The organism is Halomonas urmiana, from assembly GCF_005780185.1.
GTDB classification, from domain to species: Bacteria; Pseudomonadota; Gammaproteobacteria; order Pseudomonadales; family Halomonadaceae; genus Halomonas; species Halomonas urmiana.
Genome location: NZ_VBUI01000029.1, coordinates 12,190 through 36,782 on the forward strand (window position 1 = coordinate 12,190; position 24,593 = coordinate 36,782).

Genomic DNA, 24,593 nt, shown 5'->3' on the forward strand with positions numbered 1-24,593 from the left:
TGAGGTTCTTTTGTTGTGGAAGCCCCGGTCTATGCCGGGGTGGTGATCTGGGCCTGGTCGAGAAGCGGGGTGACGCGGACGCGACCGATAAGGAGGTCGTCCATAAGACCCTGTTTTTGATTGCTCAGCTTACTCAGCTTCAGTTTTTCATCTGCCACCCGTCTCTCAAGTGAAAGAATTCTCTCTGATGCTTTTTTCTGTTCGTCAATGCTCGGCACAGGGCATGGAAGAGATCCAACTCCATCCTGCGATATAGTTGTCATGGTCACCTGCTTAGCATTACCCATAAAGTGCAAGCGGGCATTGCTCGACAGGCACCATGCGACCAAGAATCTGGGATCAACTTTAGATGATGGTCTAACCCGAATAATATGACACTCGAAGACTGCCGGCTTGTCGGCGATTTTCAGCCAGTTGCAATGAGCAATCCCTTCTAGTTTTAATGAGCTTCTAGTAAAGAACACATCCCCGGGAAGGGCGTCATACTTACCTACCTCTACTTCGTTGGCATCGAAGCGCTCGCAAGTCCCCAGATTTATATCATCCCCTTTATAAAGGTCTGCAACATTAATCAGAGGTGTCCCGATGCCTGCTCTGGATACCTCCTTGAAGACACCATTTATCATTCCATTGCTGGAAAGGTCTTTTAACTTTTCGACGCCCCACTCCTTCGGAATCAACCCCAGCGGCGACTCCTTGTAGAGCTCCGGGGCCTGCTCGGGGCTGGAGCGGAGCCGGCCATTTTCGTCGATGCCGCGGGTCAGAAGGTCGTGGAGCATGCCCTCCTTGACCTTCTCCAGCTTGGCGATCAGCGCCTCGGTCTTCTGGATCTGGGTGTCGAGGGTATCGAGGACCCTGCCGATTTTCTCCTGTTCCTTTCTGCTGTTCGGAAACAGAAGCTCATAGCGCTTCAGCTCACTTCTTTTGATGTGCTTCATGGTGCTTCCATGAGCACTTTTGTCCATCTCCGCAACAGCGTGAAAAAGAACATGATATAGGAGGCGGTGGCTTACCCCCTCTGCCGGCTTGACCTTAAAAAGGTGCTGATTAAGCCAGGCTGGACCTCCATTCCACTGCACCACGCAAAGGGTGCCACTCCATGAAAAAATGATTTCGCCGTTGTCGATTTTGAAATCTTCACTCAGGCGACCTTGATAATAGTCACAGTCGGCGCTGGAACCAGTAATCTGTGCAATCCGAACGATGGGGAGCCCATGCTCAGACCAGTCCTCGGGCTTGAAAGCGTAGCCATTGATGTAGGCGGCCAGGTCGGTGAGGTTGACACGGCTCCAGCTTGGCAAAGCGTGCTCAGACATACCCCAGCCCCTCCAGATACTGCTGCAGCTCCCTGGCGGCGGCATCCCGCTCGGCCTCGATATCGGCCAGCGTCACCCGGTACTTGTCCCACCAGGTCTCGAAAGCGGCGATTAACTGCTGGCGCTGCTGGCGGATATAGCGCTCCAGGATGCCCTTGAGGTCGTTGTGCAGGATGGTGCCGACGAGCACGGCAGCGGCGGGCTCGTCCAGGGCGTCCACGGCGGCGTTGAGGTGTTCCTCGAAGCTAGCGACCTTAGCCTTGTGGGCCTTGCGCACCTGGGTGCGCTGGCTCTTCCAGGCCTTGATCTCGGCCGGGGTGGGGGCGTCGTCCTCCTCGCCGTCGCCCGATTCTACTTCGTCGCCGTCATCGCCCTCTGGCTTGGCCTCGGCGGCCTTGATCTGCGCGTCCAGCTCGGCCTTGCGGGCGGCGAGTTCCTCCAGATCTGCCACGTACTCCTCGAGCAGGAAGTGGACCAGGCGGTGGTCGAGGGGGTTGGCCTTGCTCTGCTCGTCCTCCAAGAGGCTCACGATGCTGGTGCGCCAGGCGTCCACCACGCCCAGGCAGCCGCGGGCCTGCAGGGTGCGGAACTCGTTCTTGTTGTCGAACCAGAAGCCCGCGATGATGCCGCGCACCGCGAAGCGGTCGAGCATCGCGGTGGGCTCCAGGGCTGCGGTGAAGCTGCCCAGCAGCTCGTCACGCAGCCGAGTAAGACGACCGCCGTTGCCGGTCAGACCGGTGATGCTGCCGCCGTGCTCGGCCCACCAGGCCTCGAAGGCAGCCATCACGCTGGCCTCCTTCTGCTGCAGGCCGGTGTCGGCCTCGATGGCGGGCTTGAGCTCGCGCTTCTCGCTCAGGTGCTCGGCGAAGTCCACGTAGTCGGGATCGCTTGCCCGGGGTAGGAAGAGCGCCATGGGGTCGAGGCCCTGGGCATCGAACAGCGGTTGCCTGGCGCCGATCTCGGCCACCGGAACGCCGCCCTTCAGATGGGCGCGCACGTCCTGGGGCTCCGGCAGCGGGGTGTTATCGGCGTAGCGGCGGATGTTGAGGTTGTAGTCGTTGTCGCGCAGCTCCGCGAGGGGCACCACCCGGGCGAAGCCGGGCTCGTCGGTGAAGGCCTCATAGGTGCTGGCGATCTTCTCGATATGCTCCGGCAGCAGGTAGTTCTGGGCGCGTCCCTCGTAATACTCACGGTCGGCGTTGATGAAAAGCACCTTGCCCTTGCGCTCGTCAGGCTTGGCGCCCTTGGCGCGCAGCACCAGGATGCTGGCCGGGATGCCGGTGCCGTAGAAAAGGTTGGTGGCCAGGCCGATCACGGCCTCTACCAGGTCGTCCTCGAGCAGGCCGGCGCGGATGCGCTTCTCGTCGCCACCGCGGAACAGCACACCGTGGGGCATGACGGTGGCCAGGCGGCCGTCGGACTTGAGGCAGGCGACCATGTGCTGCAGGAACATCAGGTCGGCCTTCTTGGCGCCCTCCGGCACGCTGCCGTAGTGGAAGCGCTCAGGGAAGTTCTGGCTCGGCGTGTAGCCGATGGAGAAGGGCGGATTGGTGAGGATGCGGTCGAAGCGCACCAGCTCGCCGCCCTCGACGTGCTGCGGGTCGGTGAGGGTATCGTCGTTGCGCAGGTCGGCGCTGCTCACCCCGTGCAGCAGCATGTTCATCTTGGCGATGGCCCACACCGAGCCGGAAGCCTCCTGGCCGAACAGATTGAGCCGGCGCGGATCGCCGCCTTGTTCCTCCAGGTACTCCTTGGCGAGGATCAGCATACCGCCCGAGCCCATACAGGGGTCGTAGACGCTGTGGCCCTCCTGGGGATCCATCAGCCGCACCATCATGCGGACCACCGGGCGCGGGGTGTAGAACTCGCCGCCCTTCTTGCCGGCGGAGTCGGCGAAGTCGCGGATCAGGTACTCGTAGGCGGCGCCGAGCAGGTCGGGGAACTCGAAGTCCTCGTTGCGCAGGCGGTACTCGCTGAAGTGGACGATGAGGTCGCGGAGCTTCTTGTCCGGCAGGGTAGTGGAGCCCACCTTGCGCGTGAAGTCGATGTGCTCCAGCACCCCGGCGAGGCTGGGGTTGTGCTCCTCCAGGCCGGCCAGCGCCTTGTTCAGTGCATTACCGACGCCCTGGTGGGCCTCCTTCAGCAGGTAGCCCCAGCGCGCCTGCTCCGGCACGTAGAAGGTAGCCTTGTACCAGCTTGGCATCTCGATCACTTGGGCGATGTCGATCTCGCTCTTGCCGGCCTGCCTCAGCTGGCCGCGGACCTCCTCCTGGCGCTGCTCGAAGACGTCCGAGCAGCGCTTCAGGAACAGCATGCCGAAGATGTACTCCTTGAACTCCGAGGCGTCCATCCGGCCACGCAGGATGTCGGCCGCCTTGAACAGGTGCCGTTCGAGTTGGTTGAGGGTGAGGATCATGTACAGCGGTTCCCTGTGTTCGATGAGTCGGCCGCTTCGTGCGGCCGTGGTGACTGGTACCTATCTCATCAAACTTGGGGGCGGAAGGCCACGCGCGATTGGTGGAAGCAGGATAGGCAGCTGCCGGACAGGCCGCGATGGTGGACGAGGTGGACAGGGTGTATGGGTAAGATTGGTAGCGGCTGCTACTCTGGCTGTTGAGGAAGGCGCCCCTCTAGCCCTTAGTTGGCGGGAAATTTCGCAAAATTTTTTTTGGGGCACGGGGGTAGTACAAACAATAGGCCGGGGGAGGGGGCCCCTGCCCCTGGGGGGCTTGCTGGCTGGTCGTGAGGTGGCCGGAATCCAGACGGTGTGAGGCGGTCCCTGCCACTTCGCTATGAGGGTGCGCGCCACATCCTGCCGGCTGTCACCCATATGTCACCTGAAGCGAAAGGCAACGAAAAACCGCTACTCGGCACTGTCCGTAAGTAGCGGTTTTTACATTCTATTTTGGCGCCCCCATCAGGATTCGAACCTGAGACCTTCCCCTTAGGAGGGGGACGCTTAGATCCAATGGAGCAGGAGGGGCGTAAGGCGCAATTCATCTTTCCCCCTTAAAATCAGAAAGTTGTTCTTTGGTCGTGCCGCTTTGCGCTGCGCATGATCTTGCCCTATATTGATCAAAACTAGGGGGCAAGGTAGGGGGCGGAGCGATGACTAAGACACCTGGTCGAAAGCCTATAACCACTCCGGTGGAGGTTGCGGCGTTCCGGCCGCCGAAGGGGCGAAACAAGGCAAGGCGTCTGGTTCGCTCGAAGCACGGAAACGGTTTGGCGCTTGAGGCGAGAGCTGACAGAGAGGCCAAAAGCTGGCTCTATCGCTTCAACATCGGTGGCAAGCAGTTCGAAATGACCTTGGGTGCCTATCCGGCGATGGGGCTGCGAGAAGCCCGCGATGCGCACGGTGAGGCGGCGAAGCTGGTGGCGAAGGGAATCGACCCTCGTAAACACCGCAAGGCAGAGAAGGCGCGCAACATCTCTGCCTGGACGATGGACCAGGCTTTTGATCGGTGGATCGAGTTCTATGCGGCCTCGCCTGGACGCCGAGGTGGAATTCCCTCACCGCGGACAGTGATGAAGCAGCGTGGACGGTGGCGCGTTCATCTCCAGAAGCATCTTGGTGGTGCCTATGTTCGAGACATCACCCGCCGAGACCTCATCGATATTATTGAGCGTGTCGCCTCAAGGGCTCGAGAGGAAGCGCGTCAGTGCTTAAGTCTCTTGCGACAACTTCTTGATTATTGTGAGGAGCGCGAGCAGATCGACAGCAACCCGGCAGCAGGGCTTGAGCCCAGCAAGGTAAAGGCTAGGCCGAGTCGTCCTCGCGAGCGCTACCTCAAATTCAAGGAACTCCAGGAGCTATGGCTTGCGCTCGGTCAAGCGGCTGTTCGGGGGGGGGAGGGCGATCGCCAACGCCTTACTGCGTCAGTCTCGAATGCAGTGAAGTTGCTCATCTTGACGGGGGCGCGCCGATCCGAGGTGGCGAAGATGCGCTGGTGTGAGGTAGATGCCGACGCGTGGGTGATACCGTCTTCACGGATGAAAGCTGGCGTCGAACATCGAATCCATCTGTCTAAACCTGCCCAAATGATCTTGGAAGCGCAGAAGGATCAGGTATCAGGTGAGTATGTCTTCGAGTCGAATCGCCTGGAGGGAAGGCCAATCCACCCGGATAGCATCACGACCGCTGTCGCACGTCTGCAGGGTAGGGAGCTGAAGGAGCTTGATTCTGATGCGCCGCTCTTTCATCTGGAGCATTTCACTACGCATGACCTCAGGCGCAGTGTGGCAACGCTTTGGACTGATGTCTTTCAAGCAGACCCCCTACTTGTCGATGCCATGCTTGCGCACGCCCCGCCCAAGCTCCTTGGGACCTACAACAAGGGTAAGCGTTACCGGATGCAGGTTAATGTCTGGAATCGCTGGGGCGCACTCATCGATGGAAACGAAGTGCCAGGGGGGAATGTGGTTCCGCTTCGGGGCTGAACAATGACTTTTGGGAGAACTAGTATGAATATGCCAATGCAGCCGCGCTATCTGTCGGTTCGTCAGACCGCGGCGAGATTCAGCGTCAGCGTTCCGACGATCTGGCGCTGGGTGAAGGAGAAGAGGTTCCCTGTTCCTGTAAAGCTGGGTCCGAGTTGCACGCGGTGGTCTGTTGATGATCTCGAAAAGTGGGAGTCGTCTTGTCGTCGTCATTCGCCCTAAAGCGTTACAGTATATCTGTAGGCCTAAGGCCGCTTCGGTGGGCTGCTTCCACCTGCCATTAGGCACTATGCATATCTGCGTGAGCACTACTGTCAGGAGGCACTCCGGGCGCTGAATGGGATGGCCCCTGATATTGAGTCTTGATCCCCGTGTAAGCAACTTGGCGGCCTGTTCTCGGGCCACCATTTCAGTAGTTACAGTAGAATGTGTGGAAGCCACTGATAGGCTGCCGCGATTGCTGCTGGAATAATCGCCATGCCGAAAATTACAGACAGGCATCCTTGACGCTGGCCAGGTGTTTTAATTGAAGGTCTGGGTGGTGGCGTTTCTCTAGGGCTGGCTTGCTTATCGTGTTTTGGTTTGTCTCCGCGAGTAGAGCTCTCAGGTGCACTTTTCGCTTCTGTTTTTTTTCTTACTAGTTGAGCTGCGGCCTTATAGGCTTTTGTTCTTCGCCGATCTACGTTTTGCCGCTGTGCCGATGAGATGATTGAGGCATCATTTTCAAGTTCACTTGCGATTTCGCTGAAAACAGGGTCGTCAAGTTGACGGTTTTGGCTATTTCGTGATCCAGTTATATCAAGGTAAGTATTGTAAGCCAGCCAGGTCAGAAGCTCCCTTTCTTTTCCTGCTCGAGAAAGGTGGTGCCATATTGTTTCGGTGGCGTTTTTTTCCCCTGTGTATTGCGTTAGCTCAATTCCAAATCTGCTAGCTGCTTCTCGTGTCAGAGGAGTGGCCAGCGAGTCGTCGTCCTGAGCGAGCGAGATGAGGTCGCTAATTTCATTTTTTGTAACGTCGGCTGGTATTGTTAATCCAAGGCTGATGGCGTATTCCATCTGCCTTTCGGTTGGGGGTTCGGGCGGGAGTTCGGTTACTGCTTCTACAGTGGTTCCGTCTTTCTCGGCAGCAGCACTTGCGGCATTTTCGTCAATGGCTGAGTATTTTTTTCTTCTTTTACGTCCGCTGTCTTTGCCGACTCCGGTAACTTCGTATCTCGGCATCATGGCCTCCTTCTCGCGTGCAGCCCCATTTCAGAATCGTGATGGCGCTCTCCCCTTATGAACTGATCAGCTTAGTCTAATGTAATAATCTTGGCCAGTTATGGCTCATATTGCATTAGTTTTTGTTTATGTTATGGTGGGTGTTTTGATACCCAGGTGTCCCGAGGAGGGCTTCACTTGTCCGGTGCAGGAGCTACGACGAACAGGCTGGATGCCTTGGTCGGGCAATCTGGCTCGGGTATTCAAAAGCCCTCAACTTGATGCGTATCAGTGGCAGGGTTCGCTTGGATACGTCCTGCGTTGTGGGACGCTCTTTGCCAAGGATTACTAATCTAGGGGGCGAGGCAGGGGGCGCAAGGATAGTCCAAGGCGAGTTGGAGGTGTCTTGCGTTGTAAGTCTTTGAAAATTGGTGCCCCCATCAGGATTCGAACCTGAGACCTTCCCCTTAGGAGGGGGACGCTCTATCCAGCTGAGCTATGGGGGCGCAACGGGGCGCATTATAAGCGCCTGACCCGACGAGATAAACCCGCACCCGCCCGGGGAGGTACCGCGGGCCATGAGTCCGGCGCGATTCCCGGGTAGAATGCCTCCCATCTTCGCTTCCGGTGGCCGGCATGATCGAACCCGTCTCTCCTCTCTCGCCTGCTGGCGATCGTCACTTCGACGGCCTGGCCGACAAGTTTTCCGCGAGCCTCTATGGTGGCACCCGGGGCGAGCTGCGCCTGGCGCTGCTCGATCGCCTGCTGCCCGAGATGCTCGAGCTCGAGGGGCAGCCGCTGCTCGATGTCGGCGGCGGCCTTGGCCAACTGGCCGGCTGGTTCGCCGAGCGCGGTCACGCGGTGACCCTGGCCGAGCCCTCCGGCGAGATGCTCGTGCGGGCTCGAGAGCATCTGGCGGGGCACGACGTGAGCTTCCTCCAGGTACCGCTGCAGGCCCTGCCCGAGCAGGCGCCCGGCCCCTGGGCGCTGATCGCCTGCCATGCCGTGCTCGAGTGGCTGGCCGATCCGCGTGGGGCCCTGGCCACCCTGGCCGGCCTGCTCGCACCGGGTGGCCAGCTCTCGCTGATGGTGTTCAATCGCGATGCGCTCAGGCTCTCCAACGTCGTCAAGGGCAACCTGGAGAAGGCCGTGGCGGATCGCCTGGAGGGCAAGGGGCTGCGCAAGCGGTTGACGCCGATCTCGCCGCTGACCCACGGGCAGGTGGAGGCCTGGAGTGCCGAGAACGACCTCGTGATCCGCGAGGTAGCGGGCATCCGGGTGTTCGCCGACTATCTGCGCCAGCCGCCGGAGAGCGAGGCCGACCGGGAGCGCCTGCTGGCGCTCGAGCACCGTTACTGCCGGGTCGACCCCCATTGGCGGCTCGGCCGCTATCTGCTCTACACCCTGGAGCGCCCGATGCATGCACCACAGGAGGCTACCCCATGAGTGCCGAGACCCCCGTCTGCCAGCTGCTGGAGCGACAGGCGTTCGACTATCGCGGCTGGCTCTGGGTGGCGCCGCCAAGAGACGCCTGGCTGGAGGCGGGGCAGGGCAGCCTGCTCAGCGCCGACATGGCGCTGAGCACGGCCTGGCAGGCCCGGGGGCTCCCGACGGCCTCGCCCTTCGAGGCCGTCGACGTGGCACCCCCCGGGGCGGTGCTGTTCTGGCCCAAGAGCCATGCGCTGGGCGAATGGTGGCTGCTGTGGCTCTGCGCCCACCTGCCGCCGGGCACCCCGCTGCAGCTGGTCGGTGAGAATCAGGGCGGCATCAAGCGTGTGCTCAAGGTGCTGGCGGCGCTGGGGCTGGGCTGTCGCAAGCTCGACAGCGCCCGACGCTGCGGGCTCTACGCGACGCGCCTGGACCGGGTGGGCATCGACCCCGACGCGGCCTGGACGAGTTTCGAGGCCGAGGGTATGCGGCTAGCCAGCCATCCCGGGGTGTTCGGCCACGGCAAGCTCGACGAGGGCACCCGACTGCTGCTGGGCACGCTGCCCGAGGCGCTGGGGCTGGGCGAGGCCCCTGCGGCGGCCGATATCCTGGACCTCGGCTGCGGCGACGGCATCCTCGCCGCCTGGCTGGCGCGCCGCGGCGCCCGGGTCACCGCGACGGACGTCAACGGCTTCGCGGTGGAGGCGACCCGGCGCACGCTCGAGGCCAACGGCCTGGCCGGCGAGGCGCTGGCCAGCGACGTCTACGCGGCGCTCGGCGCCCGGCGCTTCGATGCCATCGTCAGTAACCCGCCCTTCCACCAGGAGCGGGCCATCGACTACGGCCCGGCGGGGCGGCTGATCCGCGAGGCGCCCAAGCACCTGAAGCCGGGTGGCCAGCTGTTGCTGGTGGCCAACGCCTTCCTGCCCTACCCGGACCTGCTGGAGGCTGCCTTCGGCGGCTTCGAGATTCTCGCCGACGATCGCCGTTTCCGGGTCTATGCCGCCAGCGTCTGTGAGGCCTCGCCGGCCGTCACGGCCTATAAGCGTTGAGACATGCAAGGAGGCAGCCGGAGGAACCGGCTGCCGGGTGGGGAGGTGGGGAAAGGTGATTAGTAGGTCTTTTCGCCTTCCATGCCCTCTGCGCTGCCTTCACCTTTCATGCCTTCTCCTTTCCAGTCTTTCTGGGCCGTCTTGAACTCCTCTTGGCTCAAGGAGCCATTCCCGTCCGAGTCGGCGGACTCGAACTCCAGCCCTTCAACGCCGGAGACTTCTTCCTGGCTCAGTGAACCATCCTGGTTGGCATCCAGCTCGGTAAACTTGTCTGTGCCTTCGGCGATGGCCACACCGCTACCGAACAGCAGGGCGACGGCCAGCAACATCGATTTCAGGGGTAGTGTCTTCATGGTGCTTCTCCTGAGATTTCAGTGAACACTCTTGATCGACCACGAGCCGGGTGGCTCGCTTGTCCTGCATGAAGCCATCTTTATGCCAGTTGGAGAGAAATTGATTGAAAAACAGAAGGATGGGTACGAATTCGAGAGAGGTGTCGTGGGCAGGTACCCCCGGCAGGGGGTGAATCTGTCGACGGTTGGCGACGTGTTTCGGCTCTCGGCGGCAAGTGCCTGATTCTCCACTGAAGACACTGTCATCGAACCGCTACAGGCGCGAAACGGAAGGGCTGGCACCACGGGTGGGAGCGGGACGCCCCGTACTAGGGGGGGCGGTAGTCGATTGCGGTAATGAGGTAGGTACTCTCGCCGCCCGGCGCGGCCACCGTGGCCTCGTCGTCGAGCCCCTTGCCCAGCAGGGCCTTCGCCAGGGGAGCATCCACGCTGATCCAGCGCCTGGTGGTGTCGGTCTCGTCGTGGCCGACGATGCGGATGGCCAGCTCCTCGCCTTCTTCATCTTCCAGGGTGACGAAGGCGCCGAAGAAGACCTTGCCGGTATCCGCGGGGAGCCGGTCCACCACCGTGAGCTCGTCGAGGCGCTTGGTGAGGTAGCGGATGCGCGCGATGACCCGGTTGAGCTCCTTCTTGTTGTAGGTGTAGTCGGCGTTCTCGCTGCGATCGCCCAGCGCCGCCGCCTCGCCCACCTTGGTGGAGAGGGCCGGACGCTTGACCCGCGAAAGGTGATCGAGAATGCCGCGCAGCCGCTCGGCCCCCTCGGCGGTGATCAGGTTGCTCTTGGGTTCCTGACGCGGGTCCTTGGCGGGATCGCGCCAGCGCGTCATGTTGCGGCCCTTCATCGCTCGCCTCCTCCGGGTGTCGAGAGGGGCAAGATACGCCATCGCCACGGCACACGCCACGTTGCCCGTCTCCCGTCTGGCAGTTCATTCGAACGTTCGTTACATTTCGGATGACCCGCTCATAACAATACTCCCATCGGGAGAGTCGTCATGTACCGTCGTCCGCTGTTCGCCATCGTTCTTACCACCGTTATCGGCCTGGGGTGGAGCGTCGCCAGGGCACTGCTCGCTCGCCTCTGAGGGGGCGCGGCGGGGCCGGGTGGTTGGCATTCTCGTCCGCGGTCACGATAATGGGCCCTTTGCACGATCGGGAGACCGGCATGAGCGACACGCGCCCGCCCGCGGACGATCACGACCTCACCCGCGAGGTGCCCTTCACGGCGGCCGACGTGGTGCTGGAGGAGCGGCGCTGCCTGCACGACGGGTTCTTCCGCCTGGAGGCGCTGCACCTGCGCCACCGCCTCTTCGAGGGCGGCTGGAGCGGTCGCATGGTGCGCGAGGTGCACCATCGACACGACGCGGTGGGCGTGCTGCTCTACGACGTGGAGCGCGACGCCGTGGTGCTGATCGAGCAGTTCCGCGCCGGGGCCCTCGACGATCCCGCTTCCCCCTGGAAGCTCGAGGTGGTGGCCGGGCTGGTCGAGCGCGGCGAGAGTGCCGCCGAGGTGGCTCGCCGCGAGGCCATGGAGGAGGCCGGCTGCGAGGTGGGCGAGCTGATCGAGCTGCATGCTTACTACCCCAGTCCCGGCGCCTGCGACGAGCGCGTCACCCTGTTCTGCGGGCTGGTCGACAGCCGCGGCCTCGGCGGGGTGCACGGGCTGGACGAGGAGCACGAGGATATCCGCGTGCATGTGCTACCGTTCCTTCGTGCCTGGGAACTCTTGCAGGCCGGACGACTCGACAATGCCATGTGTCTGATCGCCTTCCACTGGCTGGTCGGTGAGCGTGCATCGATGCGAGCAAGGAGGTAGCGTGCCGAGAAACGCCTATGTCACCGACCTGAAGACCCTGCAGGGCGAATGTACGGCCAACTTCATCCGCCTCAGCCGGCTGCTGGGTGACCTGGTGGCCGGCGAGACCCGCGAGGTGGCGCTGGTCAATCAGGGGCGCCGTCTGGGGGCGCTGTGTCTCGAGCTCCAGGAGCGGGCGCCCTACACCAGCATCGTGCGCGTCTCCCAGCGCGGGGTGCTCGATGCGTTGATCGAGTCGCCGCGCATGCGCGTGCACCTCTACCACGACGTGCGCATGGCCGAGGTCACCGACTTCCAGCGCCAGCGCCACTTCCACGGCCGCTACCGCTACCCGAATTCCCGCATGCACCAGCCCGACGAGAAACTGCAGCTCAACCGCTTCCTCGGCGAATGGCTGGAGCACGGGCTGGCCCACGGTCACTCCGACCTGCCGGAGCTGCCCTGACGACTGCGTCGTCGAACCGTCGTCCAGCGCCCTCATGCCGAATCCCTTCTCTTAGCCTCCGATCACGAGAACCCCTGCGATGCGCCTGATCCAGATCACCGACTGCCACCTCTACGCCGACCCCGCGGCGCGCGGTCGGATCGGGGTGCCGCTGCGCCAGCTCGAGGCCGTGGTCGAGGCGGTCAATCGTGAGCGCCCGGATCGGGTGGTGGTCAGCGGCGACATCAGCCAGGACGAGACGGCGGCCTCCTATGGGCTGGCCGAGCGGACCCTGTCGCGGCTCGACGCCCCCTGGTGCTGGCTGCCGGGCAACCATGACCGCACCGACCTGATGGCCGAGCGTCGGGCGCTGCCCGCCGAGCTCGACCTGGGCGACTGGCGTGCGCTGCTGCTGGATACCCAGGTCCGCGGTCGCGAGGGCGGGGAGCTGGGGGCCGAGCGGCTGGCGGCCCTGGACGTGCACTTGGCCGGTGACGATCGCCCGACGCTTTTGATCATGCACCACCCGCCGTTGGCCATCGGTACGGCCTGGCTCGACGCGATCGGCCTGGCCGACGCCGAGGCCTTCTGGCGCCTTGTCGCCCCGCATCGCCAGGTGCGAGCGGTATGCTTCGGCCATGTCCACCAGGCCTTCGAGGGCGCCAAGCTCCTGGCCGGCCGGCAGGTGGCGGTCTACGGCTGTCCCGCCGCCAGCGACCAGTTCCTGCCCGGCGCCACGACCTTCGCCCTCGACGAGGCCGCCCGCCCGGGCTATCGCCTCCTCGACCTGGGTCCCGGCACGCTCGAGACCCGGGTGGTGCGCGTCGCGCCCTGAAGGCCCGCGGCGTCACGCCAGGCTCTCCTGGTTAACATCGAGTAGTTAAAATAAGTATAAAAAGATAGTTATTGATTCTTTTGGGTTATTATCGACCCGGCGTTACCCTGTGTCGCATGATCTCTCCCGCCCAACGTCATGCGAGGTAGCCGGGCCATGAGCCATCTTTCCACACCGTCACGCGAGAGCGCCGTGGAGGCCGCCGTCGGCGACCCGACACCGTCGCGCCAGCGCCTCACCCATCTGCAGCAGCTCGAGGCCGAGTCGATCCACATCATCCGCGAGGTGGTGGCGGAGTTTGCCAACCCGGTGATGCTCTACTCCATCGGCAAGGACTCCTCGGTGATGCTGCACCTGGCGCGCAAGGCCTTCTATCCCGGCCCGCCGCCGTTCCCGCTGATGCACGTCAACACCACCTGGAAGTTCCGCGAGATGATCGAGTTCCGCGACCGCATGGCCGCGGAGTCCGGCATGGAGCTGATCGAGCACATCAACGAGGAGGGGCGCGCCGCCGGCATCAACCCCTTCGACCACGGCTCCAGCGGCTACACCGACGTGATGAAGACCGCGGCCCTCAAGCAGGCGCTGGACAAGTACGGCTTCGACGCCGCCTTCGGCGGGGCGCGCCGCGACGAGGAAGCCAGCCGCGCCAAGGAGCGGGTGTTCTCCTTCCGCGACCGGCACCACCGCTGGGACCCCAAGAGCCAGCGGCCTGAGCTGTGGAACCTCTACAACGCCCGGGTCAACAAGGGCGAGTCGATTCGCGCCTTCCCGCTCTCCAACTGGACCGAGCTGGATATCTGGCAATACATCCATCTCGAGGGCATTCCCATCGTGCCGCTCTACTTCTCCGCACCGCGTCCGGTGGTGGAACGCGACGGCATGCAGATCATGGTCGACGACGACCGCCTGCCGCTGGAGCCCGGCGAGGTGCCCGAGGAGAAGTGGGTGCGCTTCCGCACCCTCGGCTGCTATCCGCTGACCGGCGCCGTGGAGTCCCGGGCGGCCACCCTGCCCGAGATCATCCAGGAGATGCTGCTGACCCGCACCAGCGAGCGCAGCGGCCGTGCCATCGACCACGATCAGGCCGGCTCCATGGAGAAGAAGAAGCGCGAGGGTTACTTCTAAGCGCGCGGAGCGCGCTTAGAAAGCCGTAAGCGGAAAGCTTGAAGCTGTAAGAAAACCCAAGGGGAACTTCTGGTGGGTTTCGGGAGGCTTCAGGCATACAAGCTATCGGCAAGGCCATCCAACGAAAGATATTGGCTGTGAGCCGGGGAGCGACTGGGGTTCTTCCAGCTTCCGGCTTACAACTTCAAGCTATAGGTGTGTTATGGCACATGCGTCAGAATTGATCGCGGAAGATATCGAAGCCTACCTCCACGAGCACGAGAACAAGGACCTGCTGCGCTTCATCACCTGCGGCAGCGTCGATGACGGCAAGTCGACCCTGATCGGGCGGCTGCTGCACGACTCCAAGATGATCTTCGACGACCAGCTGGCGGCGATTACCCAGGCCTCGAAGAAGAGCGGCACCACCGGCGAGGCGGTGGACCTGGCGCTGCTGGTCGATGGCCTGCAGTCCGAGCGGGAGCAGGGCATCACCATCGACGTGGCCTACCGCTTCTTCTCCACCGACAAGCGCAAGTTCATCATCGCCGACACCCCGGGCCACGAGCAGTACACCCGCAACATGGCGACCGGGGCCTCCACGGCGAGCCTGGCGATCATCCTGATCGATGCCCGCTACGGCGTGCAGACCCAGACCCGTCGTCACAGCTTCATCGCCGACCTACTGGGCATCCAGCACCTGGTGATCGCGGTGAACAAGATGGACCTGGTCGGCTTCGACGAGGCGCGCTTCGAGGAGATCGTCGCCAAGTATCGCGCCTTCGCCGAGCAGCTCGACGCCCCCGACATCCGCTTCGTGCCGCTCTCGGCGCTGGAGGGCGACAACGTCGTCAATCGCAGCGAGAAGACGCCCTGGTACGCCGGTCCGCCGCTGCTCGAGCTGCTGGAGAGCGTCGAGGTGAGCCGCGATCGCAACCTGACCGACCTGCGCCTGCCGGTGCAGATCGTCAATCGCCCCGATCTGGATTTTCGCGGCTACGCCGGCACCCTGGAGGCGGGCATCCTGCGCCCGGGTCAGGCGATCAAGGTGCTGCCCTCCGGGCGGACCTCGACGGTGGAGCGGATCGTCACCTTCGATGGCGACCTGGATATCGCCTGGCCGGGTCAGGCGATCACCGTCACCCTGGTCGATGAGCTCGATATCTCCCGGGGCGACTGGATCGTCGCCGCCGACGCCGAGGTCGCCCTGGCCGACGCCTTCGAGGCGGATATCGTGTGGATGCACGACGAGCCCCTCGCCCCCGGGCGGCCGGTCGACATCCGCCTGGCCGGGCGCTCCGTGGCGGGGCGGGTCGGCGAGATCCTCCACCAGGTCGACGTCAACAGCCAGGCGCGCCATTCGGCCGAGCGGCTCGAGCTCAACGCCATCGCCCGCTGCCGGGTCGAGCTGACGGCCGAGGTGGCGCTGGACGACTACGATCGCAGTCCGGGCACCGGCAGCTTCATCGTCATCGACCGGCTCACCAACCTCACGGTGGGCGCGGGGATGATCCGCGGTGTCGCGCAGTCGGGCGCTCGCCCGGCGGGCGAGGTCGATTGGGCCGGCTTCGAGCTGGAACTCAATGCCCTGGTGCGCAAGTACTTCCCGCACTGGGAGGCGAAGGACCTGCGCGAGCTGCTCAAATAGGCCGATGACTCCGGCCGACAACGAGCCCGGCGACCCCGTGTCGTCGGGCTTCTTGTCGTCTAGGGCAGGCGGTTCGGAAACCGGCTCTGGTAGGCTGGGTCCAATGACCTAACTCAGCCCCGGAGCCCGACCCGATGATCGTCCTGGCAATCGCCCTGCTGCTGGCCCTCTTCCTGCTGCCCAATCTCTGGGCGAAGTGGGTGCTGGCGCGCCATGCCCGTGGGCGCGAGGAGTATCCCGGGACCGGGGGCGAGCTGGCCGACCACCTGATCCGGCGGCTGGGGCTCGAGGGGGTCAGGGTGGAGGTGACCGACCAGGGCGATCACTACGATCCCGAAGCGCGCCGGGTGCGCCTTTCCCGGGAACACTTCGAGGGCCGCTCGCTTACCGCGGTGACGGTGGCGGCCCACGAGGTGGGCCATGCCATCCAGCACCGCGAGGGCTACGCGCCGCTGCTGGCCCGCTCGCGCCTGGTGGCCGTGGCACAGAAGGCCGAGAAGGTCGGGGCGCTCTTGATGATGGCCGCGCCCTTCCTGTTCGTGCTGACACGCCTGCCTGGCGGCCTGGTCGTCGTGGTGGCCCTGGCGGTGATCAGCTTCGGCACCGCGGCGCTGGTGCATCTGGTGACCCTGCCGGTGGAGTTCGATGCCAGTTTCGGGCGGGCCCTGCCGCTGCTCGCGGAGTACATTCCGGCCCGAGACATGCCCGGCGCCCGCCACGTGCTCACCGCCTGCGCCTTCACCTACGTGGCGGCGTCGCTAGCCAGCGTCCTCAACCTGGGGCGCTGGCTGGTGATCCTCAGGCGCTGAAGGCTGGGCCTACGATGAACTGGAGGCAGGCGAGGCCTGCCAACAACGCAAAAGCCGCTCATCGGAGCGGCTTTTGCGTGTCTGCCGGCCGTCCACGTTCATTGCAGAGGTCACGACCCACTTTAACCCGAGAGGTTGGAAACCTTGAGCGGCGCCGCTGCAACCAACGGGTAGATGCGCCGCTGGTGCGCATCATCAACCCGCTGGAGGGGAGGAGTCACCATGAATACCTTCAAGAAACTGACAATCGGACTGGGAGTGGCCGGGCTGCTGGGCGGCCTCTCCTCACAGGCACTGGCCCATGATGAGGAAGCGTTGCGCCAGGCGCCGCCCACGGCGCCCTTCATCAAGGTCAGTGATGCCTTGCCGCTGCCGGAGTTTATCCCTGGGCTCGGCACGCTCTTCGTCGACCCCGATACCCTGCCGGCCGGCCCCTTCCTGGCCTATGATCGCGAGGGGCGGCTGTCGGCGACCGTCTATATGACGCCCCTGGCGGCGCTGGAGGAAGGAACGGCCTTCAATGATATGGCGGTGGGCCGGCACCATGCCGAGTCGGTGGATATCTACTACAACGCCGGCCACCCCGGCGTGGATGAGCCCCATGCCCATGTCGTGCTGTTCCACGACAGCGAAGCGAAAGCGAGGCTGTCGCCATGAGCCTGTCTCGACGCCGGTTTCTGGCCATGAGCGGCGGCATCGCCGCTCTGGCCGCGCTGCCCCTGGCCATCGCTCGGCCGGCTCCCGAGGTCGAGATCGCCATGCGCGGCACGGCGCGCGGCGAGCGGGTGTGGTTCACGCCACTGGGGGTCGCGGTGGCGCCATCGACGCGTGTGCGCTTCGTCAACCGTGATCCTGGCAATAGTCATACGGCGACGGCCTATCATCCGATGAACTTCGAGCGGCCGAACCGTGTTCCCGATGCGGCTATACCGTTTCACAGCGGGTTTCTGCTGCCGGGTGACACCTTCGAGGTGGTGCTGGACGCCCCGGGGGTCTATGACTACTACTGCCAGCCCCATGAGCGGGCGGGCATGGTAGGGCGCATCGTGGTGGGTATCCCGGAGACGCCAGGCTGGCAGAGGGAGGTCGTCGAGACGACCCACGTCGCCGCCGCGGCACTGGCGGCGCTGCCGTCGGTAGAGAAGATTCTTGCACACGGCCAGGTGATGCCGGAGGAGGCTGCATGACGCATGGTGTACGCGGTCTTGAGTCGCCCGCACAGCTGGCGTCGGCGCTTGCCGGTGAGGCGGAAGGCGAACTGGTCGCCCGGGCACGGCGTGGCGACGAGGCGGCGGTGCGCGAGCTGGTGCGACGCTTCAACCCGCGGCTGTTTCGCATCGCGCGTGGCCTACTGGACAGCGACGCCGCCGCGGAAGAGGCGGTGCAGGAGGCCTATATGGCGGCCTTCACACGGCTCGACACCTTTCGCGGCACGGCGCGCTTCTCCACCTGGCTGACCCGCATCACCATCAACCAGGCCAGGATGCAGTGGCGTCGTCGGCGTCCGTTGGAGGAGTACGATACCGTGGATGAGCGTGATACCGATGACACCGTGGTGATCTTTCCCGGTATCGGCCCCGACGCCCTCGAGGCGGGGCTGGGTCGTCGCGAGTTTCGAACGCTGTTGGAAGAGGCGCTCGACGAACTGGCGCCGGAGTTCCGGCTGCCGTTCGTGATGCATGAGGTCGAAGGCATGGGCGTCTTCGCCATCGCCCGGGATCTGGGCATCAATCCCGCGACCATCAAGACGCGTCTGTTTCGGGCGCGCCGCAAGCTGCGTGCTCGTCTGGAGGCGAAGATGAAGGGAGGCTTCGGCGAGGTGTTTCCCTTCGATGGCGCGCGCTGTGCCGGCATGGCGGAGCGCGTTGTCGAGCGGCTCGTGTCGGCGGGGAGAATCAACCCGGCCGGTCGGCGATGACCACCGCGCGACGCGGGGTCGGGTAGCCCTCCCGGGTACGGGTCGGGTCGTCGGGGTCCAGGAAATCGGCCAGCGACTGGAAGGTCATCCAGTCGGTGGCGCGCTGCTCGTCGGTGGTGGTCACCGCCTCATCCACCACCCGTACGTTCTCGAACCCGCAGCGCTCGAGCCACTGGCAGAGCGCGGCGGAGGAGGGCAGGAAGTAGACGTTGGGCATGGCGGCGTAGCGCTCCCCGGGCAGCAGCACCGTGGTGGCGTCGCCCTCGACCACCAGGGTCTCCAGCACCAGCTCGCCGCCCGGACGCAGGGTCTCCTTCAGCTGCACGAGATGCTCCAGCGGCGAGGGGCGGTGATAGAGCACGCCCATGGAGAACACCGTGTCGAAGAAGGCGAGCCGCTCGGGCACCTCCTCGATGCCCACCGGCAGGAAGTGGGTGCGGTGATCATCGGCGTCGCCGACGAAGTGGCGCACCGCCTGGAACTGCCAGAAGAAGCGCGGCGAGGGGTCGATCACCAGCACGAAGGCGGCCCCGGCCCCGGCCATGCGCCAGGCGTGATAGCCGTTGCCGCCGCCCACGTCGAGCACCCGGCGGCCCTTGAGTGGCGCCAGGTGCGGGGCCACCCGCTGCCACTTCCAGTCGGAGTGCCATTCGGTGTCGATGTGCACCCCGCCGAGGCAGTAGGGCCCCTTGCGCCAGGGCACGAGCTTTCTCAGCAGGTTCTCGGCCTGGCGGCGCTGGCTCTGGCTCAACTCGGCCTCGACGCTCACCGTGTCGCGGGTGAGGTCGACGCGTCGCGTCGCGGGCAGCGCGGGGAGCTTAGCCACGGCCTTCTCCCAGGCCGGCAGGTCGCCGAAGCGCTGGCGGTCGAGTCCCCGGGCCAGCTGGTCGGGCAGGCGGGCCAGCCAGGTGTCGAGCCCTTGGTCGAGGAAGGCGCGGTAGAGGTCGCGATGTTCCGGTGCGATCGGCACGGGGGGCTCCTTTTAGCGGCAGTCCTTGAAGGCGATCAGCGAGGCGAAGTTGAGGAACTGGAACCAGGTCTGGCTGCGCGGGAAACCGGCCCGGGCCAGGCGGGCGTGATGGCCCTCCAGGGTGTCCGGTACCAGCACGTTCTCCAGCGCCGTGCGCTTCTGGCTGATCTCCATCTCGCTGTAGCCGTTGGCGCGCTTGAAGTCGTGGTAGCGCTCCACCAGCCAGGCGTTCTCCTGCTCGTCGGCGGCCTGGATCTTCTCCGATAGGACCAGCACGCCGCCGGGCTCCAGGGCCGCGAAAAGCGTCGCGATCACCGCGTCGCGGTCCTCAGGGGCGAGGAACTGCAGGGTGAAGTTGAGCACGATCATGCCAGCGGGGGTGTAGTCCAGGTGGCGGATATCACCCTCGAGCACCTCCATGGCGTGATCGGGGCACTCCGCCGCCAGGGTCTCCCTGGCCCGCGCGACCATGGCCGGGGAGAGATCCACCCCGGTGTAGCGGAAGGCGTCCGGCGCCAGGGTGCCGGCCAGTGCCAGGCCGGCGGCGCCCAGCGAGCAGCCGAGGTCATAGACCTGGGCGCCGTGGCGCAGGTGGCGACCGGCGATCAGGCCCAGCATGCCCAGTATCTGGCCGTAGCCCGGCACCGAGCGGCGAATCATGTCGGGAAAGCAGGCGACGACCTGCTCGTCGAAGGAGAAGCGCGCCACCCGGTCCAGGGGTGTCGAAAAGATCGCGTCACGGTAAGATGCGTCACTCATGGAACAGGCCGGATATCGTCAGAAAGGGGCGTTATTCTACGCCTCGCCTACGCCGGCTGCACGACAGGACGTCAAGGAGGAAGCCATGACACACCCCACGATCGACCAGCGCGATGCCTGGCAGGCCCTGGCCAGGCACGCCCGCGAGATGCGTACCACCCACCTGAGCGAACTCTTCGCCGGCGCGTCGGGGCGCCACGGCGCCTTCACCCGCCGGGCGGCGGGGTTGACCCTGGATCTCTCCAAGCAGCGCTGGAGCGACGAGACCCTGGACCGACTGCTCGACCTGGCCCGCGAGGCCGAGGTGCCCGAGGCGATCCGCGCCCTGCTTGCCGGGGAGCGGGTCAATCGCAGCGAGGATCGTCCGGCCCTGCACACCGCCTTGCGGCTGCCGGCCGAGGCGAGCCTGGTGGTGGAGGGCGAGGACCTGGTGCCCTCGGTGCACGCCACGCTGGATCGCATGGCGACCATGGTCGAGCGCTTCCATGCCGGGCAGTGGCGGGGCGCCACCGGCAAGGCGATCCGCGACGTGGTCAACCTCGGCGTCGGCGGCTCCGACTTGGGGCCGCTGATGGTGACCCACGCCCTGGCCGACTACCGGCCCCGGGGCGTGCACGCCGTCGACGTGCACTTCGCCTCCACCATGGACGGCTCCCAGCTGGCCGACTACCTGGCGCGGCTCAACCCCGAGACCACCCTCTTCGTGCTCTCGTCGAAGTCCTTCACCACCATCGACACCCTCTCCAACGCGCGCACCGCCCGTGACTGGCTGATGGCGCGCCTGATGGGCGAGGGTGGCGAGGAGGGCGTCGATGCCGAGCTCGTCATGCAGCAGCACTTCATCGGCATCTCGGCGAGTCCCGAGAAGATGAGCGAGTGGGGCATCGCCGAGGCGCATCAGCTGGAGTTCTGGGAGTGGGTCGGTGGGCGCTACTCCCTATGGGGCGGCATCGGCCTGCCCATCGCCCTGGCGGTGGGCATGGCGAATTTTCGCGAGCTGCTCGCCGGGGCCCACGCCCTGGATAGCCACTTCCGCGAGGCGCCCCTCGAGGACAACCTGCCGGTGCTGCTGGCCCTGGCGGGGATCTGGAACGTCAACTTCCTCGACATCCGCGCCCACTCGATCCTGCCCTATGATGGCCGGCTGGAGTACTTCGCCGCCTATCTCGAGCAGCTGGAGATGGAGTCCAACGGCAAGTCGGTGACCCATGATGGCCAGGCCGTCGGCTACTCCACTTGCCCGGTGCTGTGGGGCCAGCTCGGCCCCAACGCCCAGCACGCCTTCTACCAGCTGCTCCACCAGGGCACCCAGGCGGTGGAGTGCGACTTCATCGCCCCCCTGGTGCGCTACGAGGACGTCGAGGACCCGGCCACCCGGAATCACCTGATGGGCCAGCATCGCCTGACGCTCGCCAACTGCTTCGCCCAGTCGCGGGCGCTGATGCTCGGCGACGAGGCCATCGAGGAGGACGGGCCGCGCCCGGTGCACAAGCGCTATCGCGGCAACCAACCCTCCAGCACCCTGCTGCTGGAGCGGCTGACCCCGGCGACCCTGGGGGCGCTGATCGCCCTGTATGAGCACAAGGTGTTCGTCCAGGCGACCATCTGGGACGTCAACCCCTTCGACCAGTGGGGCGTGGAGCTGGGCAAGAAGATCGCCGGCGAGACGCAGCGGATCCTCGAGCACCATGCCGACATCACGACCATGGACGACTCTACACGGGGCCTGATCGAGGCCGCCTGGGCGGCGGAACGCGGTTCGTGATGACACTGGCTGCATGTACAGGGGTTGCGGTATGCTGAGCGCCGCCTCGAGAAGGCCGGTGGCCAGCGGGGTGCTCTACCTGCACGGGTTCAACAGCGGCAGCGGCTCGCCCAAGGCGGGCCTGGTGCGCGCGGCCTGCGCGCGGCTCGGGCTGCCCTGCGCCACGCCGCAGCTGCCGCACCGGCCGCGGGCCGCCCTGGCCTGCGCCGAGGTGCGCCTCGCCGAGCTGGGGCCCGCCCCGCTGGTGGTGGGCAGCTCCATGGGCGGCTTCCTGGCCACCCTGCTCGCCGAGCGCCACGACCTTGCCGGGGCGCTGATCAACCCGGCGGTGGCCCCGGCGACGCTGGTGGCGGGCTGGGTCGGCCAGCGCTTCGACAATGCCTACACCGGCGAGCGCTTCGCCATCGAGCCTGAGCATCTCGAGGAGCTCGAGGCGCTGACGCCCGCGCAGGTGACGGCCGAGCGCTACCTGCTGCTGCTGGGCACGGCCGACGAGACCCTGGATCCCCGGCGGGCCTTCGCCCTCTACCGGGGCGCGCGAGCCATCTTGCACCCCCGGGGGGATCACGGCTTCGCGGCCCTGGCGGACTACCTGCCGGCGATTCTGGCCCACGGCGGCCACGCCCTGGCGTCGCCGCGGCTCGCCGGTCACCAGTCCGCCGGTGTCCCGGGCGAAACGAACGATCGTAACCATTTTGGGTGATGCATGACGCAATACAGTGCCAGCTCCATCGAGGTCCTCTCCGGCCTCGAGCCGGTGCGCAAGCGCCCCGGCATGTATACCGATACCTCGCGGCCCAATCACCTGGTCCAGGAGGTCATCGACAACAGCGTCGATGAGGCGCTGGCCGGTCATGCCGGGGCGATCACCGTCCGCCTCTTCGAGGACGGCGGCGTCGAGGTCTCCGACGATGGACGCGGCATGCCCATCGACATCCACCCGGAGCATGGCGTCTCCGGGGTCGAGCTGATCATGACCCGGCTGCACGCCGGCGGGAAGTTCTCCCAGTCGAGCTACCGCTTCTCCGGCGGCCTGCACGGCGTCGGGGTCTCGGTGGTCAATGCCCTGTCAAAGCGCCTGGAGGTCGAAGTACTGCGCGAGGGCAGCCGCCACGGCATGGCCTTCGAGCACGGCGAGAAGGCCTCCCCCCTGCAAGTGATCGGCAGCGCCCCCAAGCGGGCTCGCGGCACGGTGTTGCGCTTCTGGCCCGAGGAGGGCTACTTCGACAGCCCTCGGCTCTCGCTCTCGCGGCTCAAGCACCTGCTGCGCGCCAAGGCGGTGCTCTGCTCGGGCCTCGAGGTCACCCTGATCGAGCCCGACGGCAACCAGAGCGTCTGGCAGTACGCCGACGGCCTGCGTGACTACCTGGCCCAGGCCACCGACGGCTATGAGGTGCTGCCCGCCTCGCCCTTCATCGGTCATTTCGCCGATGACGAGCACGGGGTCGACTGGGCGATCCAGTGGCTGCCCGAGGGCGGCGAGGCGCTCCTGGAGAGCTACGTCAACCTGATTCCCACGCCCCAGGGCGGCACCCACGTCAACGGCCTGCGCGCCGGTCTGCTCGATGCGCTGCGCGAGTTCTGCGAGTACCGAAGCCTGCTGCCGCGGGGCGTCAAGCTCACCGCCGAGGATCTCTGGGAGCGGGTCTCCTACGTGTTCTCGGTGAAGATGCTCGACCCGCAGTTCGCCGGCCAGACCAAGGAGCGGCTGTCGTCGCGCACCGTGGCGGGCTTCGTCTCCGGCGTGGTCAAGGACGCCTTCTCGCTGTGGCTCAACCACCACGTCGACCAGGCGGAGGCGCTGGCCGAGCTGGTCATCAGTGCCGCCCAGCGCCGCCAGAAGAGCGCCAAGAAGGTGGCGCGCAAGAAGGTCACCTCGGGCCCGGCGCTGCCCGGCAAGCTGGCCGACTGCTCGGGTCAGGACCCGGCCGGCAGCGAGCTCTTCCTGGTCGAAGGCGACTCGGCCGGGGGCAGCGCCAAGCAGGCACGCAACCGCGAGACCCAGGCGATCCTGCCGCTGCGCGGCAAGATACTGAATACCTGGGAGGTGGAGTCCCATGATATCTACGGCTCCCAGGAGGTCCACGACATCGCCGTCGCCGTGGGCATGGACCCGGGCAGCGATAATCTCACCAAGCTGCGCTACCACAAGATCTGCATCCTCGCCGATGCCGACTCCGACGGCCTGCATATCGCGACCCTGCTGTGCGCGCTCTTCGTGCGCCACTTCCCGGCGCTGGTCGATGCCGGCCATGTCTTCGTGGCCATGCCGCCGCTCTACCGCATCGACCTGGGCAAGGAGGTGCACTATGCCCTGGACGAGAGCGAGAAGGCCGCCATCCTGCGCAAGCTCGAGGGCAAGCGCGGCACCGTGAACGTGCAGCGCTTCAAGGGCCTGGGCGAGATGAGCCCGCTGCAGCTGCGCGAGACCACCATGGCCGTCGAGACCCGTCGCCTGGTGCAGCTCACCCGCGAGGTCGGCGACGGCACCATGGAGATGATGGACATGCTGCTGGCCAAGAAGCGTGCCCCCGACCGCAAGAGCTGGCTCGAGGACTACGGCAACCTCGCCGATATCGAAGTATGACCCGGCTGCGCCGGGAGCTGTAAGCCAAGCAGGCTTCGCCTGTAGCTGTAAGCCGTAAGCTTTAAGCTGTAAGTAACCCCATGAACCCCGGTTTTTCTTACAGCTTACGGCTTAAAGCTTACAGCTCATCACAGCGGTTGAAGGGGGCGCAGTCCTCGATGACTCCACAA

At 65.1% G+C, this 24,593-nt stretch carries 23 protein-coding genes and 2 tRNA genes; 16 read left to right on the forward strand and 9 right to left on the reverse strand.

What is annotated here, in order from left to right:
• Positions 1–29: 29 nt before the first annotated feature.
• From FEI13_RS16100 to FEI13_RS16110, 3 genes are all read right to left on the reverse strand, one after another.
• Complete coding sequence (locus FEI13_RS16100; RefSeq protein WP_138182535.1) at positions 30–1,316, reverse strand: restriction endonuclease subunit S; 1,287 nt, start codon at positions 1,314–1,316, stop codon at positions 30–32.
• Complete coding sequence (locus FEI13_RS16105; RefSeq protein WP_138182536.1) at positions 1,309–3,732, reverse strand: type I restriction-modification system subunit M; 2,424 nt, start codon at positions 3,730–3,732, stop codon at positions 1,309–1,311. Before FEI13_RS16105 ends, FEI13_RS16100 begins: the two co-directional genes overlap by 8 nt.
• Before the next feature lie 490 nt (positions 3,733–4,222).
• Positions 4,223–4,300, reverse strand: a tRNA-Arg gene (locus FEI13_RS16110).
• Between the two features lie 124 nt (positions 4,301–4,424).
• Here FEI13_RS16110 and FEI13_RS16115 point away from each other — a divergent pair.
• Positions 4,425–5,756, forward strand: a complete 1,332-nt coding sequence (locus tag FEI13_RS16115; RefSeq protein WP_138182537.1) for a tyrosine-type recombinase/integrase — start codon at positions 4,425–4,427, stop codon at positions 5,754–5,756.
• A 36-nt stretch (positions 5,757–5,792) separates the two neighbouring features.
• Positions 5,793–5,978 carry a helix-turn-helix transcriptional regulator gene (locus FEI13_RS16120; RefSeq protein ID WP_240036550.1) on the forward strand — a complete coding sequence of 62 codons (186 nt, stop codon included), beginning with the start codon at positions 5,793–5,795 and terminating at the stop codon, positions 5,976–5,978.
• A gap of 194 nt (positions 5,979–6,172) precedes the next feature.
• On the opposite strand, the gene FEI13_RS16125 is transcribed toward FEI13_RS16120, so the two are convergent.
• Both FEI13_RS16125 and FEI13_RS16130 read right to left on the reverse strand, forming a co-directional pair.
• Positions 6,173–6,979 (reverse strand): hypothetical protein, encoded by an 807-nt coding sequence (locus FEI13_RS16125; protein WP_158294559.1) that lies wholly within the window; start codon positions 6,977–6,979, stop codon positions 6,173–6,175.
• 405 nt (positions 6,980–7,384) lie between these two features.
• Positions 7,385–7,461, reverse strand: a tRNA-Arg gene (locus FEI13_RS16130).
• Between the two features lie 130 nt (positions 7,462–7,591).
• Between FEI13_RS16130 and FEI13_RS16135 the strand changes: the two genes are divergently transcribed.
• Positions 7,592–8,401: a methyltransferase domain-containing protein gene (locus tag FEI13_RS16135; RefSeq protein WP_138182540.1), complete on the forward strand. Its 810-nt coding sequence runs from the start codon at positions 7,592–7,594 to the stop codon at positions 8,399–8,401.
• On the forward strand, positions 8,398–9,435 hold the full coding sequence (locus tag FEI13_RS16140) for a methyltransferase (RefSeq protein ID WP_138182541.1): 1,038 nt from the start codon (positions 8,398–8,400) through the stop codon (positions 9,433–9,435). The genes FEI13_RS16135 and FEI13_RS16140 overlap by 4 nt, the downstream gene beginning before the upstream one ends.
• Positions 9,436–9,494: 59 nt before the next feature.
• Here the strand turns inward: FEI13_RS16140 and FEI13_RS16145 are convergent, their stop codons facing one another.
• Both FEI13_RS16145 and greB read right to left on the reverse strand, forming a co-directional pair.
• On the reverse strand, positions 9,495–9,788 hold the full coding sequence (locus FEI13_RS16145; protein WP_138182542.1) for an EF-hand domain-containing protein: 294 nt from the start codon (positions 9,786–9,788) through the stop codon (positions 9,495–9,497).
• Positions 9,789–10,096: 308 nt separating this feature from the next.
• The gene (gene greB / locus FEI13_RS16150; protein WP_138182543.1) at positions 10,097–10,630 is read right to left on the reverse strand and encodes a transcription elongation factor GreB; all 534 of its coding nucleotides are present in this window, start codon (positions 10,628–10,630) and stop codon (positions 10,097–10,099) included.
• A gap of 320 nt (positions 10,631–10,950) precedes the next feature.
• Here greB and FEI13_RS16155 point away from each other — a divergent pair, with 320 nt between their 5' ends.
• From FEI13_RS16155 to FEI13_RS16195, 9 genes are all read left to right on the forward strand, one after another.
• Positions 10,951–11,601 carry an NUDIX domain-containing protein gene (locus FEI13_RS16155; protein WP_138182544.1) on the forward strand — a complete coding sequence of 217 codons (651 nt, stop codon included), beginning with the start codon at positions 10,951–10,953 and terminating at the stop codon, positions 11,599–11,601.
• Position 11,602: 1 nt separating this feature from the next.
• Positions 11,603–12,046 (forward strand): DUF1249 domain-containing protein, encoded by a 444-nt coding sequence (locus FEI13_RS16160; RefSeq protein WP_138182545.1) that lies wholly within the window; start codon positions 11,603–11,605, stop codon positions 12,044–12,046.
• Between the two features lie 79 nt (positions 12,047–12,125).
• Complete coding sequence (locus FEI13_RS16165; RefSeq protein WP_138182546.1) at positions 12,126–12,860, forward strand: phosphodiesterase; 735 nt, start codon at positions 12,126–12,128, stop codon at positions 12,858–12,860.
• Between the two features lie 156 nt (positions 12,861–13,016).
• A complete protein-coding gene (cysD, locus tag FEI13_RS16170) occupies positions 13,017–13,988 on the forward strand; it encodes a sulfate adenylyltransferase subunit CysD (RefSeq protein WP_240036549.1) in 972 nt (323 codons plus the stop codon).
• A 202-nt stretch (positions 13,989–14,190) separates the two neighbouring features.
• Positions 14,191–15,615, forward strand: a complete 1,425-nt coding sequence (gene cysN / locus FEI13_RS16175; protein WP_138182547.1) for a sulfate adenylyltransferase subunit CysN — start codon at positions 14,191–14,193, stop codon at positions 15,613–15,615.
• A gap of 134 nt (positions 15,616–15,749) precedes the next feature.
• A complete protein-coding gene (locus FEI13_RS16180; RefSeq protein ID WP_138182548.1) occupies positions 15,750–16,424 on the forward strand; it encodes a zinc metallopeptidase in 675 nt (224 codons plus the stop codon).
• A gap of 222 nt (positions 16,425–16,646) precedes the next feature.
• The gene (locus FEI13_RS16185; RefSeq protein WP_138182549.1) at positions 16,647–17,081 is read left to right on the forward strand and encodes a hypothetical protein; all 435 of its coding nucleotides are present in this window, start codon (positions 16,647–16,649) and stop codon (positions 17,079–17,081) included.
• Positions 17,078–17,611 carry a plastocyanin/azurin family copper-binding protein gene (locus tag FEI13_RS16190; protein WP_138182550.1) on the forward strand — a complete coding sequence of 178 codons (534 nt, stop codon included), beginning with the start codon at positions 17,078–17,080 and terminating at the stop codon, positions 17,609–17,611. The genes FEI13_RS16185 and FEI13_RS16190 overlap by 4 nt, the downstream gene beginning before the upstream one ends.
• Positions 17,608–18,342, forward strand: a complete 735-nt coding sequence (locus FEI13_RS16195; RefSeq protein ID WP_138182551.1) for an RNA polymerase sigma factor — start codon at positions 17,608–17,610, stop codon at positions 18,340–18,342. The genes FEI13_RS16190 and FEI13_RS16195 overlap by 4 nt, the downstream gene beginning before the upstream one ends.
• On the opposite strand, the gene cmoB is transcribed toward FEI13_RS16195, so the two are convergent.
• On the reverse strand, positions 18,320–19,312 hold the full coding sequence (gene cmoB, locus FEI13_RS16200; protein ID WP_138182552.1) for a tRNA 5-methoxyuridine(34)/uridine 5-oxyacetic acid(34) synthase CmoB: 993 nt from the start codon (positions 19,310–19,312) through the stop codon (positions 18,320–18,322). The genes FEI13_RS16195 and cmoB overlap by 23 nt on opposite strands.
• A gap of 12 nt (positions 19,313–19,324) precedes the next feature.
• Complete coding sequence (cmoA, locus tag FEI13_RS16205; RefSeq protein WP_138182553.1) at positions 19,325–20,071, reverse strand: carboxy-S-adenosyl-L-methionine synthase CmoA; 747 nt, start codon at positions 20,069–20,071, stop codon at positions 19,325–19,327.
• 85 nt (positions 20,072–20,156) lie between these two features.
• Between cmoA and pgi the strand changes: the two genes are divergently transcribed.
• Genes pgi through parE form a run of 3 tightly spaced genes read left to right on the forward strand, consistent with a single transcriptional unit; the run spans position 20,157 to position 24,423 of the window.
• Complete coding sequence (gene pgi / locus FEI13_RS16210; RefSeq protein WP_138182554.1) at positions 20,157–21,836, forward strand: glucose-6-phosphate isomerase; 1,680 nt, start codon at positions 20,157–20,159, stop codon at positions 21,834–21,836.
• 31 nt (positions 21,837–21,867) lie between these two features.
• Positions 21,868–22,539 carry a YqiA/YcfP family alpha/beta fold hydrolase gene (locus tag FEI13_RS16215; RefSeq protein ID WP_138182555.1) on the forward strand — a complete coding sequence of 224 codons (672 nt, stop codon included), beginning with the start codon at positions 21,868–21,870 and terminating at the stop codon, positions 22,537–22,539.
• A gap of 3 nt (positions 22,540–22,542) precedes the next feature.
• Positions 22,543–24,423, forward strand: coding sequence for a DNA topoisomerase IV subunit B (gene parE / locus FEI13_RS16220; protein WP_138182556.1), 1,881 nt, complete (start codon positions 22,543–22,545; stop codon positions 24,421–24,423).
• Positions 24,424–24,593: the final 170 nt, after the last annotated feature.

What these genes read in the sequence shown, in the direction of transcription:
- FEI13_RS16100 (WP_138182535.1), bottom strand. Translation starts at nt 1,316, where the DNA reads ATGTCTGAGCACGCTTTGCCAAGCTGGAGCCGTGTCAACCTCACCGAC.
- FEI13_RS16105 (WP_138182536.1), bottom strand. Translation starts at nt 3,732, where the DNA reads ATGATCCTCACCCTCAACCAACTCGAACGGCACCTGTTCAAGGCGGCC.
- FEI13_RS16115 (WP_138182537.1), top strand. Translation starts at nt 4,425, where the DNA reads ATGACTAAGACACCTGGTCGAAAGCCTATAACCACTCCGGTGGAGGTT.
- FEI13_RS16120 (WP_240036550.1), top strand. Translation starts at nt 5,793, where the DNA reads ATGCAGCCGCGCTATCTGTCGGTTCGTCAGACCGCGGCGAGATTCAGC.
- FEI13_RS16125 (WP_158294559.1), bottom strand. Translation starts at nt 6,979, where the DNA reads ATGATGCCGAGATACGAAGTTACCGGAGTCGGCAAAGACAGCGGACGT.
- FEI13_RS16135 (WP_138182540.1), top strand. Translation starts at nt 7,592, where the DNA reads ATGATCGAACCCGTCTCTCCTCTCTCGCCTGCTGGCGATCGTCACTTC.
- FEI13_RS16140 (WP_138182541.1), top strand. Translation starts at nt 8,398, where the DNA reads ATGAGTGCCGAGACCCCCGTCTGCCAGCTGCTGGAGCGACAGGCGTTC.
- FEI13_RS16145 (WP_138182542.1), bottom strand. Translation starts at nt 9,788, where the DNA reads ATGAAGACACTACCCCTGAAATCGATGTTGCTGGCCGTCGCCCTGCTG.
- greB (WP_138182543.1), bottom strand. Translation starts at nt 10,630, where the DNA reads ATGAAGGGCCGCAACATGACGCGCTGGCGCGATCCCGCCAAGGACCCG.
- FEI13_RS16155 (WP_138182544.1), top strand. Translation starts at nt 10,951, where the DNA reads ATGAGCGACACGCGCCCGCCCGCGGACGATCACGACCTCACCCGCGAG.
- FEI13_RS16165 (WP_138182546.1), top strand. Translation starts at nt 12,126, where the DNA reads ATGCGCCTGATCCAGATCACCGACTGCCACCTCTACGCCGACCCCGCG.
- cysD (WP_240036549.1), top strand. Translation starts at nt 13,017, where the DNA reads ATGAGCCATCTTTCCACACCGTCACGCGAGAGCGCCGTGGAGGCCGCC.
- cysN (WP_138182547.1), top strand. Translation starts at nt 14,191, where the DNA reads ATGGCACATGCGTCAGAATTGATCGCGGAAGATATCGAAGCCTACCTC.
- FEI13_RS16180 (WP_138182548.1), top strand. Translation starts at nt 15,750, where the DNA reads ATGATCGTCCTGGCAATCGCCCTGCTGCTGGCCCTCTTCCTGCTGCCC.
- FEI13_RS16185 (WP_138182549.1), top strand. Translation starts at nt 16,647, where the DNA reads ATGAATACCTTCAAGAAACTGACAATCGGACTGGGAGTGGCCGGGCTG.
- FEI13_RS16190 (WP_138182550.1), top strand. Translation starts at nt 17,078, where the DNA reads ATGAGCCTGTCTCGACGCCGGTTTCTGGCCATGAGCGGCGGCATCGCC.
- FEI13_RS16195 (WP_138182551.1), top strand. Translation starts at nt 17,608, where the DNA reads ATGACGCATGGTGTACGCGGTCTTGAGTCGCCCGCACAGCTGGCGTCG.
- cmoA (WP_138182553.1), bottom strand. Translation starts at nt 20,071, where the DNA reads ATGAGTGACGCATCTTACCGTGACGCGATCTTTTCGACACCCCTGGAC.
- pgi (WP_138182554.1), top strand. Translation starts at nt 20,157, where the DNA reads ATGACACACCCCACGATCGACCAGCGCGATGCCTGGCAGGCCCTGGCC.
- FEI13_RS16215 (WP_138182555.1), top strand. Translation starts at nt 21,868, where the DNA reads ATGCTGAGCGCCGCCTCGAGAAGGCCGGTGGCCAGCGGGGTGCTCTAC.
- parE (WP_138182556.1), top strand. Translation starts at nt 22,543, where the DNA reads ATGACGCAATACAGTGCCAGCTCCATCGAGGTCCTCTCCGGCCTCGAG.